The organism is Paenibacillus sp. BT-177, assembly GCF_025846815.2.
GTDB lineage: Bacteria > Bacillota > Bacilli > Paenibacillales > Paenibacillaceae > Paenibacillus > Paenibacillus polymyxa_C.
The window spans coordinates 379,313-394,467 of the sequence record NZ_JAOYTP010000001.1 but is presented as its reverse complement, the minus strand read 5'-3'; the positions used below and the strand labels follow the sequence as shown (position 1 = coordinate 394,467).

Genomic DNA, 15,155 nt, shown 5'->3' with positions numbered 1-15,155 from the left:
CGCTTTGGGGTATCTCTTTTTTGCTTGCAATGCTTTAACGGATGAATTGGATGGACGAAAAATAATACTCTCACGCGGTTTATAAAATAAGCGTCAATCATTATATAACGATCACGAAGAGAAATTTTCCTTTTGTAAACAGTTCTGAAATTCCCTTTAATTTTGATATAAACAATGTGTCGATTCTTGTCGATATAATATCTATTATAAAGAGAACTAAGGAGCGAATATATGAAATTTAACATTCGAACAAAATTGTTATTGGGTTTCCTTGCGGTAATAATCCTGTTGGTTGTGATTAGTACAGTATCGATCTCGCGAATGAAAAAGTTAGGCGATACTTCAATGGAAATTGATAGCCATTGGATGCCAAGTGTGACCATCCTCGGAACACTAAATGGTGATATATCTGATGTAGAGCGGCTCTCATTAAACATTATTGTAGAACGTGACACGGAGGAAATGGAGAAGGTTCAGGCCGAATATGATAAGGTTTTAAAGAAAGTTGAAGAAGGCCGAAAAACATACGAAAAATTAATTGCTACTCCTAAGGAACGTGAAATGTATGAACAATTCTCCAAAACTTATACGGAGTATTTGACTAAGTTACCAGAAATGATTGCAGCAGGGAGAGCTAATGATTACACTCAATCAAGCATCCTTCACCAAGAATCCTATAAGTTATGGTATAGTTCAAACGATATGATCAGTCAGCTCATTAAGTTGAATGCAGATGGATCAAAACTGATTACGAAAGAAGCTGTTGACAACTTTATTTCAGGCAGACAATTAGTTATCGTTTTGAGTATTGCAGCCGTTATACTAGCATTGATCATGGCGATCATTATAGCCCAAATTATTTCTAAGCCCATTTTGCGCATCAGTCGTGCTGCTGAAAGCATTGCGTCCGGTGACCTTACTGGGGAAGCCATTGTCGTGAAGGGCAAGGACGAGATTAGTATTTTGGCCCATTCTTTTAATACGATGGTTGCAAATCTTCGTCAACTGATTCAGTCTGTAAGTAGTACGACCGAGCTGGTAACCACTTCCTCGGAGGAATTGACGGCCAGCGCAGAGCAAAATAGCCAAGCAACTGCGCAAATCACCGAAACAGTGCAAGAAGTTGCTACAGGGACAGGTGACCAGGTGGATATGGTGACCAAATCGTCCCAGGCTATTGAGGAAATGTCCATCGGTGTAGAACAAATTGCAATCCGTGCGCAAAATGTTTTTGCATCAGCTCAGGATGCGGCTCACAAATCAGCTGAAGGTAATCAGATGATCCAGCAGGCTGTTGTCCAAATGAATAGTGTGAATGACTCTATGAATAGCTTGGCTGATCTTATGGCTGGATTGGGAGAGCGTTCAGATGAAATCGGGAAGATTATTGATGTCATCACCAATATTTCAAGTCAAACTAATCTTCTTGCCTTGAACGCGGCCATTGAAGCAGCCCGCGCAGGAGATCACGGTAGCGGATTTGCTGTAGTTGCAGGTGAAGTACGTAAGTTGGCTGAACAATCGGCTCATTCTGCTCAACAAATTACGGAGCTGGTGGGATTGATACAAAAGGATACCTCGCATGCTATTGAGGCGGTAGCGTCCAATGGGCGAGATGTCATGACAGGTCGGGAAGTCGTGCAAAATGCGGGTGCATCCTTTGAGCTTATTCAGGAAACCGTTAATAAAGTGGCCAGTGAAATTGAAGAGGTCTCTGCTGGATCGGAGCAAATGTCTGCAAGTACCGATGAGATTGTTGGCTTTGTTAGACAAATTTCAGCGATTGCTGAAGAGGCTGCAGCTGGGACGCAGCACGTATCTGCCGCGACTCAAGAGCAATTGGCATCGATGGAGGAAATTGCTTCCTCTGCAAGAAACCTGTCCAAAATGGCAGAAGACCTACAAGGACAAATTGGTAAATTTAAAGTATAAATCGTATACCGGTTCTATATTTCAGGGGAAAAAGCCGCTCTATTGTGAGCGGCTTTTTCTATTCATTTTTTAATAAATATATTTGCGATTAAAAGGTGGAGATATGCGGAGCCTGTAATTGGAAAGATATGATATAATGGTGGGAAATTCTTTGAGTTGGAGTGATATCATGGACAATAAGACTGAACTTAAAGCAAGTGACCTGCGTCAGTTAGCGATAGACAAAATCATAGCTGCACCATTTTTGAAAGATTTTAAATATCTTAAAAGCAGAAAAGTTTTGAAAAAAGAAAACAAGGAATTTATATTTGAAATTTGTTTCGGCGCGACCAAATTTAGTGCATTAAAAATTTACATTACCGTGGAATCCAAAAGTATAAAAAAGAAATATAGTACAGGGGCTTGTTTTCACAGTGAGTTGATCGCTCTGACCAAGAAATATACGGGCAACAGGGATTACCTTGTGTCCACAGAAGTAGAAAGAGAACGAGTGATCCAAGAGATTGTGGAAGATATCTACACTTTCGCGTTGCCCTTTTTCAAGCGATTTGAAGATGTAGAAACACTAGCAGAACAAGTACATAAGTCAGGCTTTTTACCGCATCGCAAACGTTTTGATAAATTTAATCCGTTGACGAAAAGATTCATTGATTTTTATTATCAAGGGGAGTAATGTAGCCATCTGGGACATTTTTGTCCTCACCTTTGGAAAGTAGATAAGCATTATGATAAGGAGAACGGTGTCCATGGAGTGGATATTACCGTTTTTCAAAAGAATCATGTACAATTTGTAAAAAGGGTCAATGTACTCCTCGGCATACCAAGATTTACCTAACATGATCAATGTCTCGTTAAGAGGCGAGTCGGATGTTGCCCTGGAGGGTAGATTTTTACATGGGTAGCAATCGAATGAACAACACAGAGGCTGTATACACGGATATATACAATCATATGTTATAGGCAAAAGTCATCGCATTGAACGGGCTAGTGGTATGAATGCAAAAGATTTTAAAGCAAAGAGGGGATGAGAGCATGTGGAATAGTCTGACTTGGGTGATCGTCGGCGTGTTGTTGGTGGTGTTGGGTTGGATTGTTATGGCATGGCGTGGACGTAGCGGCAATCAACAAGCGGATGAACATCGGGGCAGTAATGTTGTTGAATTTCGCCCTCGTAAGCCCGCTCGACAATCCCGCACTGGCAATGAAATGAAGTCTAAAGTGTCTTCGGGTACACGCGCGAATACAAAAGCGGCCGATATTCAGGCCCAAGCTGGATTTGGACTGTTTGACTCCATTCAGAGCACGAGTAAACAAAAATGCTCCTTTTGTAAAAAAGAAGAAAAATTAACCTTTTATGCCGATGATAATGGTTCGCTGTATGGGGTATGTAAAGAGTGTAAGCATAAGGCGGAAAGACAGGATATGCTGCCACTTTAGTCTATACAGACTATGGAGAACCGTCATTAAATAATTCTTATAATTAATAAAAACTCCCAACCGTATGTAAGTAAATTGGTTAGGAGTTTTTTTGTTAGTGTTTTACTACATTGTTAGCGAATTTGCCTGTCAATCAATTCCTCTAGCGCATCAGCTATATGATCTGGTCCGTAAGATAGTTCTTCCCTGCTTAAGCTCAACCAGGCATGACGCTCATCCATATCAAAAGCTGTCTCCAGCCAACCGGACAAGCCCCTGCCTCTCCGATCTACTTCTACAAGCACATGGACACCCTCGGGTTCCAACTGCATAATCAGCTCTAGCTCCTCGATATCCCGTGCATACTCCGAGCCAGGCGTAAACTCAAACTCCTGCACAAATGGAACACCGCGTCCAAGCTTGGGATGACGTTCGCAGGTGGAGGAACGGAATCGGAAGCCTAACAGGTGAACCGCCTCAAACACTGTACTCATATAAGGATGCGGCTCGATTTTAAGTGAATCACGATCGGTCGGGTCCAAAGCCATGCCAATATCCAATGCTGTTTCCAGCCAGACAGGCTGTTTGGCATGAGTAACAGGGGTTTCCAAAGGCAATCTGAAGGAAAAGGGGATTTCAAGCTCCTGTCCTTGCTTTAGATGAAAGCCATCAGATACCTTGATCCGCGCAATGCAGCAGGTGGTGACGTTTTTTTTATCATCGTGCTCTACGATATATTCAGTCTTGAGCTCAATATCAATTTTGCCGATTTCCTGGTCAATTTTACCGCCCTTGATACGTATGATGCCGCTAAGTTCTTCTCCAGGCACATATACAGTTTGATCCACTAACGTATCGACTTTGGCTGAGCCGATTCCTGCACTTGCTAAGATCTTGTTAAAGAAACTCATCATTCCGTCCCCCCGATAATCTTATGGTTATGGTATACACTCGAAAACTAAAACTTGTACAGCTTAACCGGATATACGGGAGAATAGCTTGAACCGTTCCAAAAAAAATGCAAGAAAAAAGTAATGGAAAACAATTAGGCGCATGGAGTTGCCGACCCATGTAGCTTACTAATCGCAGTTCACTTTATGGGGAGGTATAAAACATTTACGACAACGAGGCTCATAAGCCTCAGAATCGCCGATCATCACGATAGGTCCTACAGTGGAAGGTTTTCCATTGACCATACGTTGTGTAAATACTGCTTCCGAGCTGCCGCATACAGCGCAGAAGGAAGTCAGCTTCTCGATGTCATCTGCCATAGCGAGCAGACCACCGACATAGCCGAACTCCTTGCCACGGTAATCCAGATTCAGCCCATCGGCAATGACATGCTTTCCGCAATAAGCTAACTCTTGTATGAGCGACATAATATGCCGACTGAAAAACTGGACTTCGTCAAAGGCAACCACATCGGCATCTTTCGTTTCTTGCAAAATACGCTGAACGAGCTCATCCGTGAGTTTTCTTGGAATAGAGATAGCGGGCAGCCGATATCCGATCCGGCTTACAATTTCATCCTCCGCATAACGGTTATCTTCAGCTGGTTTGTAAGCGACCACCTTGCGATGCCCGTATTGGATTAGTTTCTGACAACGGCGAATCAATTCGCCGGATTTTTCGCTGAACATGGGGCCTGTAATAATCGTAATTCGTCCTGTAGGCAAAGCGAATTCCCCTCTCTTAACATGTACATAACGCTGTAAATCTTCATCTCCGAAAGAAAACGCCATTATAGATTACCATAACGAGCCACATACAGACTAGAGAAAATATATTGTTTTTCGACATGTTTTTGTATGTCTATTCCTAAATCGTAAATGTGGTCGTCATTGCTCTGCCGCCGCGGGCATGATATGGTGAAGCATAGTGGAATGAAGGGAAGAGTGGAAGGCATGGACGAAAAAAACACGGATTATAGTGCCAAAAAAAGAGCATTACTGGAACAAGAACTGATTAGCCCGCAAGCTCTGGAGCTAATCATTGAGTTGGAGACAGAGCTTGATCTTCTGAGCAAGCAAAATGAATCGTTTCGCAAGGCATTGCGAGCCAAATCAGCACAAAGTCCAAGAATGTCTACCAAATTACGAGATGCACTGTATGAATGATATGGAGAGATATCTAGATTAGGTAGATGATGATTTGCAGCCTATGCCTAAACGCTAAATTTTGTACAGTGAAATAAAGAGAGTACAATAAGCTATATATAATCAATGTTAATGGAGGAGAAACATGACTATACATTGTGATGTCGCTATTTTGGGTGGAGGAACCGGAGGGTATGTAGCAGCAATTCGCGCAGCCCAGCTCGGCAAGGAAGTGGTGATCATCGAAAAGGACAAGCTCGGCGGAACCTGTCTGCACCGTGGTTGTATTCCGAGCAAGGCTTTGCTGCGCAGTGCGGAAGTATATGCAACGATTAAAGAAAGTGCGCAATATGGTATTGAGACATCTGGAGCACAGCTTGTATTTCCCAAGGTTCAGGAACGTAAGGAAGCCGTTGTGGAGCAGCTACACCAGGGCGTTCAATTTTTGATGCGTAAAAATAAAATTACGGTGCTTAGCGGTAAGGGACGCGTGATTGGACCGTCTATATTTTCTCCTAAAAGCGGTGCAGTGGCTGTGGAGCTAGAAGATGGTGAGATGGAGACGATTGTTCCGGCACACCTCATTATTGCAACAGGATCACGTCCGCGTGTGCTGCCTGGACTGGAGCCAGATGGCGAATTTATTTTGAGCAGTGACGAAGCATTGACTATGGAGAACCTGCCAGCATCCCTGATTATCGTGGGTGGTGGGGTCATTGGCGTGGAATGGGCTTCCATGCTAAATGATTTTGGCGTGGAGGTTACAGTGGTTGAGGCCGCGAATCGACTTATTCCTACGGAGGACGAGGACGTTTCGCGTGAAATGCAGCGCTTGTTAACCAAGCGTGGTGTCAAGGTGCTGACGGGGGCACAGGTGAAGGCTGAAACCTACGGCAAGGATGAGGAAGGCGTACAGATTGACGTGCAAAAAGGTGAAGAAACCGAAACCCTCAGTGCTTCCAAACTGCTCATTTCTGTAGGTCGTCAGGCGAATGTCGAAAATATCGGGCTGGAAAATACGGATATCCGCGTGGAGCGTGGCTTTATCTCGGTTAATGAGCATTTGCAGACAAATGAGCCACATATCTACGCCATCGGGGATTGCATCGGCGGCTTACAACTGGCCCATGCCGCGAGTCATGAAGGCTTGCAGGCAGTTCATCATTTGGCGGGCGAAGAGTTTCACAGCGTACCCAACTATATGATTCCGCGGTGTATTTACACACGTCCTGAAGCCGCAAGCGTCGGCTTGACGGAGCAGGAAGCCCGTGAACGTGGACACCAGGTGAAAACAGGGAAGTTCCCTTTCCAAGCTATCGGAAAATCGCTAGTATACGGTAGTCGAGACGGCTTCGTGAAAGTGGTGGCGGACCAGCAAACCAATGATATTCTCGGTGTACATATGATCGGTACGCATGTAACGGATCTGATCAGCGAGGCCGCTCTTGCGCAATTGCTGGATGCTACGCCGTGGGAAGTCGGACAGCTTATTCATCCGCATCCAACGTTGTCGGAGATTTTGGGAGAAGCGATGCTGGCAGTCGATGGACAAGCGATAGGCATATAAACGTTTCAAATAAATCGGTACTTTTCTTTTTGGGGCGAAAAGGATTATAATGGGGTTAGTCAGAGTTTAGTACCAGGTTTTAAGACAAGATGGTACTAGGTGCTGAAAGTAGGATGTTTGACATTTAAGGAGGTGCCTCAATGAGTTCTAAAGGCGCTGTAGACGCTGGCTTCAGACATGAGCAGCTGGGACTTACTCACGGACAAGTAATTGATATGTACAGATATATGTTGCTCGCAAGAAGATTTGACGAGCGCAACATGCTCCTGCAACGGGCAGGGAAAATTAATTTCCACGTTTCCGGCATTGGACAGGAAGCGGCACAAGTAGGTGCAGCTTTCGCTCTGGACCGGGAAAAGGACTATTTCCTTCCCTATTACCGGGATTACGGATTCGTGCTTGCAGTCGGCATGACGCCGCGCGAATTGATGCTGTCGGCATTTGCCAAGGCAGATGACCCTAATAGTGGAGGGCGCCAGATGCCAGGGCATTTTGGTAGTAAACGGCTGCGTATTGTGACAGGCTCCAGCCCAGTGACGACACAGGTTCCACATGCAGTGGGTGTTGCGTTGGCCGCCAAGATGCAGAAAAAGGATTTTGTGTCGTTTGTTACGTTTGGGGAAGGCTCCAGTAATCAGGGGGATTTTCACGAAGGCTGTAACTTTGCAGGTGTACAGAAGCTGCCAGTCATCATTATGTGTGAGAACAATCAATATGCAATATCGGTTCCGATTCATAAGCAGTTGGCAGGCAAGGTAAGCGACCGGGCATTGGGTTACGGATTCCCTGGTATTCGTGTCGACGGTAATGATGCGCTAGCCGTATATGCCGCGGTGAAGGAAGCACGTGAACGTGCTGTCCGCGGTGAAGGTCCTACGCTAATCGAAGCGATGATGTACCGTCTATCCCCTCACTCCACCTCGGATAATGATCTGGCTTACCGGACCAAGGAGGAAGTGGATGAGAACTGGGCCAAGGACGGCGTAGCCCGCATGAAGAGTTACTTGATTGAATGCGGCATTTGGGACGAGGCCAAAGATGCAGATCTGTCGGCCGAGCTGCTGCTCGAAGTCAAGGAAGCCATTGAATATGCAGACAATGCGCCTTTTCCAAAGCCTGAAGATACGCTGCTGCATGTGTATGCTGATAGCGATGGGGAGGGTCGGTAACGATGGCGATTATGGAATATATTGATGCGATACGTCTTGCTATGAAAGAAGAAATGGAGCAGGATGAAACGGTTTTTGTATTAGGTGAGGACGTCGGCGTAAAAGGCGGTGTTTTTACAACGACTAAGGGGCTCATGGACCAATTCGGTGAGCAACGTGTCATGGATACGCCATTGGCAGAGTCGGCGATTGCAGGCGTTGCGATTGGTGCGGCAATGTACGGAATGAAGCCGATTGCCGAAATGCAATATTCGGACTTCATGCTGCCAGCGACGAATCAGATTATTAGTGAAGCGGCTAAAATCCGCTACCGCTCTAACAACGATTGGAATTGCCCTGTGGTGATCCGCGCCCCCATCGGTGGCGGTATTTTTGGTGGTTTATATCATTCTCAGTGTCCAGAATCTATCTTTTTTGGTACACCGGGTTTAAAAATTGTTGCTCCATTTACACCTTATGATGCCAAAGGATTGTTGAAAGCAGCCATTCGTGACCCTGATCCAGTGCTGTTTTTTGAAAATAAAAAATCCTATAAGCTGATTAAGGGTGAAGTGCCTGAGGATGATTATATCGTTCCAATTGGCAAGGCTAATCTGCTACGTGAGGGTGACGATATTACAGTCATCGGATATAGCCAGCCGTTGCATTTTGTTATGCAGGCAGCTGAAGAATTGGAGAAGGAAGAGGGCATTACCGCTCATGTTGTGGATTTACGCACACTCCAGCCTTTGGATCGCGAAGCCATTATTGAGGCTGCACGACATACAGGTAAGGTTTTAATCGTTCATGAGGACAACAAAACGGGCGGTATCGGTGCTGAAGTATCGGCTATTATTAATGAAGAGTGTCTGTTCGAACTGGATGCACCGATTGAGCGTCTGTGCGCTCCTGATGTGCCAGCCATGCCGATCAGTCCACCGATGGAGAAGTTTTATATGTTAAACAAGGATAAAGTGAAGGAAGCCATGCGTCGTCTCGCAATGTATTAATATAGAGCAGATTCGGGCGAAAGCATTCCAAAAGTGTAGTGGGGCAGCGATAAAACGCGCCCTTCTATGATGTTAAGGAGTTGAAAAAAATGTCAGACCAAACACAATGGAACGACGTGACCATGCCGCAATTGGCTGAATCGCTCGTATCAGCGACAATCGCCAAATGGCTGAAACAACCTGGTGACCCAGTAGAGCAATTCGAGCCAATTTGCGAGGTCATTACAGATAAAGTGAACGCAGAAATTCCCTCCACATTGGATGGGATTATGGGTGACCTGTTGGCAGAGGAAGGTCAGACGGTAGCGGTAGGCGAGCTGATTTGCCGTATCCAGACGAAGTCGGCTGCACCTACAGCATCAACAGGAGGGACACCTGCGGCATCAGCATCTCAAAGCAACGTGCAAGCACAATCCCAGCAGAGTGCTGGGTCGGATCAGTCCATGCGCGGACGTTTTTCTCCAGCGGTCCAAACACTGGCTGCTGAGCACAATGTAGACTTAAGCAGAGTGCCAGGTACAGGCATGGGGGGAAGAATTACCCGCAAAGACGTGTTGAATTTTGTGCAGCAGGGCGGCTCTGCTCCAACTGGAGTGACTGGTCAGACGAGTGGAACCACGCAAGGACAAGGATCTCCTTTTACAGGACTCCAGCAGTCTGCCGTTCAGCATAGTGCACCAGTTCAAAATATGGACCCTGCGATTCCGGTGCGCAACAGCGGCATTCATTTAACGGAAGCTCCAAAAGTTCCTATGATCGAAGTTGAGGGTGGCAACAATAACAGATCCGAGTATTTTATTGATGTTACACCCATTCGTAGTGCAATTGCCCGCAATATGCGGCAAAGTGTTTCGGAAATTCCTCATGCCTGGACGACGATTGAAGTGGATGTGACCAATCTGGTGATGCTCCGCAACAAGATCAAAAACGAGTTCAAACAAAAAGAAGGCATCAATATTACGTATCTTGCTTTTCTCATGAAAGCAGTCGTGAATGCAATCAAGGAATATCCGATCATGAATTCGGTATGGGCAGTGGATAAAATTATCATCAAAAGAGACATCAATATTTCGTTGGCCGTAGGTACAGAGGACTCCGTTCTTACTCCTGTTATTAAAAAGGCCGATCAGAAAAATATTGCTGGCTTAGCTCGTGAAATTGACGATTTGGCACGTAAAACTCGCGAAGGTACACTCAAACTGGACGACATGCAGGGTGGAACGTTCACCGTCAACAACACAGGTTCCTTTGGTTCAATTTTATCTTATCCGGTGATTAACTATCCGCAGGCTGCAATTCTTACCTTTGAATCCATTGTCAAAAGACCAGTGGTTATTGATGATATGATTGCGGTGCGCTCAATGGCTAATCTGTGTCTGTCGCTGGATCATCGTATTTTAGATGGAGTGATTTGCGGACGATTCCTGCAACGGGTTAAAGAAAATCTAGAAGGCTACACCTTGGATACGAAGCTGTACTAATCATCCGAACAGTTAGGTAAATGGACGGAGAGGAAGTGACAGGCCGTGAATAGACGACCGCTTGATGTAACCTATACGAATAGGATGGAATATGCCCATGCTTGGGATGTCCAGAAGGAGATTGTGGGAAAGCTGGATGCGGGGGAGGCGAGAGAAACGCTTATGCTTCTCCAGCATCCACCAACCTACACCATTGGTTCCCAAAGGCATCCTGAGCATTTGCTCCTTACACCAGAGCAGCTGAAAGAGCAGGGAATCAGCGTCTTTCAGATTGATCGTGGGGGAGACATTACATATCATGGACCAGGGCAACTTGTCGGATATCCCCTACTTGTGCTTGGCAACCGAGAGGCGTTAAATCTGCACGGATACCTTCGAAGTCTGGAAGAAGTGATCATTCAGTTGCTGGCATCTTATGGGATTGAAGGGAGCCGTAAGCCTGAATATACGGGGGTATGGATCGGGAATCTTAAAATTGCGGCCATTGGTGTCAAATTTAACAAATGTAAGCACCGCCGGGGCTTCGTAACCAGCCATGGCTTTGCCTTTAACATCAAGTCAGGAATACAGCATGAGGGCTTTGAAGGCATTGTTCCGTGCGGAATTCAGGAATACGGTGTGACATCATTAGAGGACTGTACACAGCAGTCTTTTTCGGTGGAACAGATTGCGAAGGAAATTGTACCGTACTTTGAACAGCAATTTTCATTTGCTGCGCAATGGCAAACGCATTCCTTCCAATAAAGGTCAGGCGGGCAATTGTGTAATTAACACGGGAGCCCGCCTCTTTGCTTGTGCAGCAGCTCGTCCACACATAGCTTCAACGGATCTTGAAGTAGTTCAACCTTGAGCGGTATAGCTATTATAGTGGCATAATAAACGGCTCAATCACCATGAACAGTGTAGAACCAATCATAGCTGCGAGCATAACGTAGACGAAAAAACGAACCCATTTTTTGTTAGACATGTGTAACTCCTTTAGGATAGGTTTAAGTCATAGATAAGAACATCTATCCGTATTGTAACGTAATCGGGAAAGAGAGGAAAGTTTAATGACAGTAGAGATAGTAAAAGACCGAATCGTACAGGAATTTATGGAACTCGTACAGGTGGATAGTGAAACGAAGCATGAACAGGAAATATCACGTGTTCTGAAAGAAAAGTTTAATGCACTAGGACTAGAAGTCGTAGAAGATGATTCTCGCGAAAGAACGGGACATGGTTCGGGCAATTTGATTGTTACCTGGAAAGCGGAAGGTGTGGAGCAAGCACCCAAAATATTTTTCACCTGTCACATGGATACCGTGACTCCAGGCAAAGGAATCAAACCGCAGTTGGGTGAGGATGGCTGGATTCGCAGTGATGGTTCAACAATTCTGGGTGCGGACGACAAGGCTGGGATTGCTGCTTTGTTCGAGGCGATTCGTGTCGTGCGCGAGCAGAACATACCCCATGGTCAAATTCAGTTCGTGATTACGGCTGGCGAGGAATCTGGTTTAATGGGTGCACGGGCGATGAAGCCGGAAGTCTTGGATTCTGACTTCGGATACGCTTTGGATTCGAACGGTGAAGTCGGTTCTATTTGTATAGCTGCTCCCACACAGGCACGTATTGAAATGAGAATTACTGGAAAGTCCGCTCATGCGGGGGTCAATCCTGAAGATGGCATTAGTGCCATTCAAGTCGCTTCTAAAGCAATTTCTAAAATGAAATTGGGACGCATTGATAAGGAGACGACCGCTAACATCGGCAGTTTCGAAGGCGGCGGCGCAACGAATGTGGTCTGCGATTTTGTATTGATCCGTGCGGAGGCTCGTAGTATTGTACAGGAAAAGGTTAATCATCAAATTCAGCATATGCGTGAAGCGCTTGAAACCACTACGCGTGAATTTGGTGCTCAGGGAGAGTTCCGCAGTGAAGTCATCTATCCAGCATTCAGCTTTACGGAGCATGATGAAGTTGTACAGGTTGCACAGCGTGCCATTCAAGGACTGGGAATGGCAACATCAACCTTCCATTCCGGTGGCGGCTCAGATGCCAATGTATTCAACGGGCTTGGTATTCCAACGGTGAATTTGGCGGTAGGCTACCAGAACATCCACACCACAGAGGAAAAGATCAAGGCCGATGATTTAGTGAAGGTTGCTGAAGTAGTCGTAGCTCTGATCCAAGAAACTACAAAGTAAGACTTACTTCTTACATTTACAATATACCGAAAAAAGGGTTCAGGCTAAAGACAGGAACGGTGTTCCTCCTTTAGATCTGAACCTTTTTTGGGGCAGTTAGCGAAGCAATAGTGGCTGTAGGTCCGTATTCCTTTTGCCATTGACGCAGGAGGGCTTGTATCTGCCAGGCTTTGCCGACGATATGGAGGGTGGTTTCAGTTCGGTAGCTTTTCATGTTCTGAAATCTCCTTATAGCAGAAGTTTTGATATACTACCCCCAGCATATGTCCCAAGTGGACAAGTTAGACTAATGTTGGAGATAATTAATAATGAAAGAAAGATAGAAGACGAAGGAGGAAACATGTCTGATGAACGACCAAACGAACGAACAAGTGAACAATCCAACAAACAATACACTTCGCAAGCCTTATTCCAATCCTGCGCTGGAGGAAAAGACCGTGTCCACACAGCCTATTTTTGAAGGAAAGGTCATTACGGTACAGGTAGACACGGTAGAGCTTCCCGACGGTTCCACTGGAAAACGTGAAATCGTAAAGCATCCAGGTGCGGTGGCAGTTTTGGCTCTGCATGAGGGGAAAATGCTGGTCGTGGACCAGTACAGACAAGCTATGGGGCGATGTGAGGTTGAAATCCCCGCAGGCAAGCTGGAGCGAGGTGAAGACCCAATGGAAGCAGCGGGACGTGAATTGAGAGAAGAAACAGGCTATACAGCCAAATCGTTGAAGCTGCTGCACTCTTTTTATACATCTCCTGGCTTTGCGGATGAAATCATACATCTGTATGTGGCCGAAGACCTGGGGCGAGGTGAGATGGAACCGGATGAGGATGAATTTCTGGAGCTATTTGAAGTGACCCTGGAAGAAGCGCACACGCTTATTCGTGAAGGACGCATTAGTGATGCCAAAACGATTCTGGCCGTCTATGCATGGCAACTTCGCCAACAAACAGGGAGCTTCTAAGCGGATGGATACAAATATAATAGAACTTAACAACTACTTTGCAGACTTGCATATTCATATTGGCAGAACGGAGAAAGGAGCTCCAGTCAAAATTAGTGGTAGCCGTGATCTAACGTTTGCCAATATAGCCAAGGAAGCCTCCGGTCGCAAAGGGATTGGGCTTATCGGGATTATTGACTGCCATGCGCCTAATGTACAGGAAGATATTCGTAGCTATTTGCATACAGGTGAAATGGAAGAAATCAGCGGTGGTGGCATCGCATACAGGGATACAGTGATTCTACTTGGCACGGAGCTGGAAATACGGGCTGAAGGTCGTCCCGAAGCACACGTACTGGCTTATTTTCCTGATCTGGCGGCGATGGAGGATTTTACCCAATGGCTGAGTAAGCATATGAAAAATGTCAATCTCAGCTCACAACGGATCTACGCACCGCCACGTGAGTTGCAGCAGCAAATTTACGGTCGTGGAGGCATTATGGTGCCTGCGCATGTGTTCACTCCGCATAAGGGCATTTATGGCAGTTCTGCAGCCCGTATGGAGGAACTGCTGGATATGGAGCTCATTAGCGGGGTGGAACTGGGGCTGAGCGCAGATTCATCTATGGCTGGTTTGATTTCGGAGCTGGATCGTTTCAGCTTTCTCACGAATTCAGATGCCCATTCACTTGGGAAAATTGGACGAGAGTACAACAAATTATCATTGGCGAAGCCCAGTTTTGATGAATTCAGGATGGCTTTGGAGCGGCGTGAAGGACGACGAGTGTGTGCCAACTACGGTTTGAATCCCAAACTTGGAAAATACCATCGCTCTTACTGTCAAAGCTGCGGTACGATTATTGATGAGCAGCAGATGGCGGACGAACGTTGCCCTAACTGTGGCCATACCAAGCTGGTGCGGGGTGTGCTCGATCGAATCTGGAGCATTGCCGATCGTGAACAGCCCGTAATTCCCTCCCATCGTCCTCCGTACATTTACCAGATTCCGCTGGAATTTATTCCAGGCTTGGGTAAAGCCAAGCTGAACCAGCTGTTAGCAGCCTTCGGAACAGAAATGAATATTTTACATGAGGTTATGCAGGAGGAACTGTCAGAGGTCGTCGGTAAAGTGTTGGCAGAGCAGATTGTGCTTTCACGCGAAGGACGCCTGGCGCTGGTATCCGGTGGTGGTGGAACATACGGAAAAATAGCGAAGTCCTAGTAAAGTGTCCTAGTCAAGTCTTGTCTCCCTAAAAAGGCATATCAGCGTCTGCTTGTTCATAACCATAAAATATCTCTGCCGTTGGCTTGGCGCATCATTCGTGATGTTAGGTTTGTAGCGAAAGCTGCCCCATTTCTAGCCATCAGCCGTCGGATTACG

Annotated in this window: 16 protein-coding genes; 12 read left to right on the top strand and 4 right to left on the bottom strand. The window is 46.0% G+C overall.

The features are described 5' to 3' along the window. Positions 1 to 231 precede the first annotated feature (231 nt). The 3 genes from OIU26_RS01990 to OIU26_RS01980 all read left to right on the top strand — a co-directional run bounded on the left by OIU26_RS01990 (position 232) and on the right by OIU26_RS01980 (position 3,369). Positions 232 to 1,932 carry a methyl-accepting chemotaxis protein gene (locus tag OIU26_RS01990; RefSeq protein WP_264215806.1) on the top strand — a complete coding sequence of 567 codons (1,701 nt, stop codon included), beginning with the start codon at positions 232 to 234 and terminating at the stop codon, positions 1,930 to 1,932. 169 nt (positions 1,933 to 2,101) lie between these two features. Continuing rightward, the gene (locus OIU26_RS01985) at positions 2,102 to 2,605 is read left to right on the top strand and encodes a hypothetical protein (RefSeq protein ID WP_264215805.1); all 504 of its coding nucleotides are present in this window, start codon (positions 2,102 to 2,104) and stop codon (positions 2,603 to 2,605) included. A 359-nt stretch (positions 2,606 to 2,964) separates the two neighbouring features. Then, a complete protein-coding gene (locus tag OIU26_RS01980) occupies positions 2,965 to 3,369 on the top strand; it encodes a hypothetical protein (protein WP_165082293.1) in 405 nt (134 codons plus the stop codon). Between the two features lie 113 nt (positions 3,370 to 3,482). On the opposite strand, the gene OIU26_RS01975 is transcribed toward OIU26_RS01980, so the two are convergent. Next, positions 3,483 to 4,259, bottom strand: a complete 777-nt coding sequence (locus OIU26_RS01975) for a sporulation protein (protein ID WP_165082461.1) — start codon at positions 4,257 to 4,259, stop codon at positions 3,483 to 3,485. A gap of 168 nt (positions 4,260 to 4,427) precedes the next feature. Further along, the gene (locus tag OIU26_RS01970; RefSeq protein WP_185156523.1) at positions 4,428 to 5,024 is read right to left on the bottom strand and encodes a thymidine kinase; all 597 of its coding nucleotides are present in this window, start codon (positions 5,022 to 5,024) and stop codon (positions 4,428 to 4,430) included. A 207-nt stretch (positions 5,025 to 5,231) separates the two neighbouring features. Here OIU26_RS01970 and OIU26_RS01965 point away from each other — a divergent pair, with 207 nt between their 5' ends. The 6 genes from OIU26_RS01965 (at position 5,232) to lipB (ending at position 11,394) form a co-directional block, all read left to right on the top strand. Then, positions 5,232 to 5,465 carry a hypothetical protein gene (locus tag OIU26_RS01965; RefSeq protein WP_264215804.1) on the top strand — a complete coding sequence of 78 codons (234 nt, stop codon included), beginning with the start codon at positions 5,232 to 5,234 and terminating at the stop codon, positions 5,463 to 5,465. Positions 5,466 to 5,589: 124 nt separating this feature from the next. Beyond that, a complete protein-coding gene (gene lpdA / locus OIU26_RS01960) occupies positions 5,590 to 7,011 on the top strand; it encodes a dihydrolipoyl dehydrogenase (protein WP_165082297.1) in 1,422 nt (473 codons plus the stop codon). Positions 7,012 to 7,151: 140 nt separating this feature from the next. Further along, positions 7,152 to 8,180, top strand: a complete 1,029-nt coding sequence (locus tag OIU26_RS01955; RefSeq protein WP_013371751.1) for a thiamine pyrophosphate-dependent dehydrogenase E1 component subunit alpha — start codon at positions 7,152 to 7,154, stop codon at positions 8,178 to 8,180. Positions 8,181 to 8,182: 2 nt separating this feature from the next. Further along, positions 8,183 to 9,169: an alpha-ketoacid dehydrogenase subunit beta gene (locus tag OIU26_RS01950; RefSeq protein ID WP_013310796.1), complete on the top strand. Its 987-nt coding sequence runs from the start codon at positions 8,183 to 8,185 to the stop codon at positions 9,167 to 9,169. A gap of 89 nt (positions 9,170 to 9,258) precedes the next feature. After that, on the top strand, positions 9,259 to 10,650 hold the full coding sequence (locus OIU26_RS01945) for a dihydrolipoamide acetyltransferase family protein (protein WP_058829755.1): 1,392 nt from the start codon (positions 9,259 to 9,261) through the stop codon (positions 10,648 to 10,650). A gap of 45 nt (positions 10,651 to 10,695) precedes the next feature. Beyond that, positions 10,696 to 11,394 carry a lipoyl(octanoyl) transferase LipB gene (lipB, locus tag OIU26_RS01940; RefSeq protein WP_025675624.1) on the top strand — a complete coding sequence of 233 codons (699 nt, stop codon included), beginning with the start codon at positions 10,696 to 10,698 and terminating at the stop codon, positions 11,392 to 11,394. A 118-nt stretch (positions 11,395 to 11,512) separates the two neighbouring features. Here the strand turns inward: lipB and prli42 are convergent, their stop codons facing one another. Then, positions 11,513 to 11,617: a stressosome-associated protein Prli42 gene (gene prli42 / locus OIU26_RS01935; RefSeq protein WP_016822268.1), complete on the bottom strand. Its 105-nt coding sequence runs from the start codon at positions 11,615 to 11,617 to the stop codon at positions 11,513 to 11,515. An 85-nt stretch (positions 11,618 to 11,702) separates the two neighbouring features. Between prli42 and OIU26_RS01930 the strand changes: the two genes are divergently transcribed. Then, positions 11,703 to 12,836 (top strand): tripeptidase T, encoded by a 1,134-nt coding sequence (locus OIU26_RS01930; protein WP_058829754.1) that lies wholly within the window; start codon positions 11,703 to 11,705, stop codon positions 12,834 to 12,836. Positions 12,837 to 12,906: 70 nt separating this feature from the next. Here OIU26_RS01930 and mciZ read toward each other — a convergent pair whose 3' ends face one another. Continuing rightward, positions 12,907 to 13,050 carry a Z-ring formation inhibitor MciZ gene (gene mciZ, locus OIU26_RS01925; protein WP_264215802.1) on the bottom strand — a complete coding sequence of 48 codons (144 nt, stop codon included), beginning with the start codon at positions 13,048 to 13,050 and terminating at the stop codon, positions 12,907 to 12,909. A gap of 133 nt (positions 13,051 to 13,183) precedes the next feature. Here mciZ and OIU26_RS01920 point away from each other — a divergent pair, with 133 nt between their 5' ends. Both OIU26_RS01920 and OIU26_RS01915 read left to right on the top strand, forming a co-directional pair. Then, entirely contained in the window at positions 13,184 to 13,795 is a 612-nt protein-coding gene (locus OIU26_RS01920; RefSeq protein ID WP_264215801.1) for an NUDIX hydrolase, read from the top strand. Positions 13,796 to 13,799: 4 nt separating this feature from the next. After that, the gene (locus tag OIU26_RS01915; RefSeq protein WP_264216251.1) at positions 13,800 to 14,996 is read left to right on the top strand and encodes an endonuclease Q family protein; all 1,197 of its coding nucleotides are present in this window, start codon (positions 13,800 to 13,802) and stop codon (positions 14,994 to 14,996) included. The last annotated feature ends 159 nt before the right edge of the window (positions 14,997 to 15,155 follow it).

Excerpts from the sequence above, each read along its gene's own strand:
- OIU26_RS01990 (WP_264215806.1), top strand. The coding sequence starts at position 232 with ATGAAATTTAACATTCGAACAAAATTGTTATTGGGTTTCCTTGCGGTA.
- OIU26_RS01985 (WP_264215805.1), top strand. The coding sequence starts at position 2,102 with ATGGACAATAAGACTGAACTTAAAGCAAGTGACCTGCGTCAGTTAGCG.
- OIU26_RS01980 (WP_165082293.1), top strand. The coding sequence starts at position 2,965 with ATGTGGAATAGTCTGACTTGGGTGATCGTCGGCGTGTTGTTGGTGGTG.
- OIU26_RS01975 (WP_165082461.1), bottom strand. The coding sequence starts at position 4,259 with ATGAGTTTCTTTAACAAGATCTTAGCAAGTGCAGGAATCGGCTCAGCC.
- OIU26_RS01965 (WP_264215804.1), top strand. The coding sequence starts at position 5,232 with ATGAAGGGAAGAGTGGAAGGCATGGACGAAAAAAACACGGATTATAGT.
- lpdA (WP_165082297.1), top strand. The coding sequence starts at position 5,590 with ATGACTATACATTGTGATGTCGCTATTTTGGGTGGAGGAACCGGAGGG.
- OIU26_RS01955 (WP_013371751.1), top strand. The coding sequence starts at position 7,152 with ATGAGTTCTAAAGGCGCTGTAGACGCTGGCTTCAGACATGAGCAGCTG.
- OIU26_RS01950 (WP_013310796.1), top strand. The coding sequence starts at position 8,183 with ATGGCGATTATGGAATATATTGATGCGATACGTCTTGCTATGAAAGAA.
- OIU26_RS01945 (WP_058829755.1), top strand. The coding sequence starts at position 9,259 with ATGTCAGACCAAACACAATGGAACGACGTGACCATGCCGCAATTGGCT.
- prli42 (WP_016822268.1), bottom strand. The coding sequence starts at position 11,617 with ATGTCTAACAAAAAATGGGTTCGTTTTTTCGTCTACGTTATGCTCGCA.
- OIU26_RS01930 (WP_058829754.1), top strand. The coding sequence starts at position 11,703 with ATGACAGTAGAGATAGTAAAAGACCGAATCGTACAGGAATTTATGGAA.
- mciZ (WP_264215802.1), bottom strand. The coding sequence starts at position 13,050 with ATGAAAAGCTACCGAACTGAAACCACCCTCCATATCGTCGGCAAAGCC.
- OIU26_RS01920 (WP_264215801.1), top strand. The coding sequence starts at position 13,184 with ATGAACGACCAAACGAACGAACAAGTGAACAATCCAACAAACAATACA.
- OIU26_RS01915 (WP_264216251.1), top strand. The coding sequence starts at position 13,800 with ATGGATACAAATATAATAGAACTTAACAACTACTTTGCAGACTTGCAT.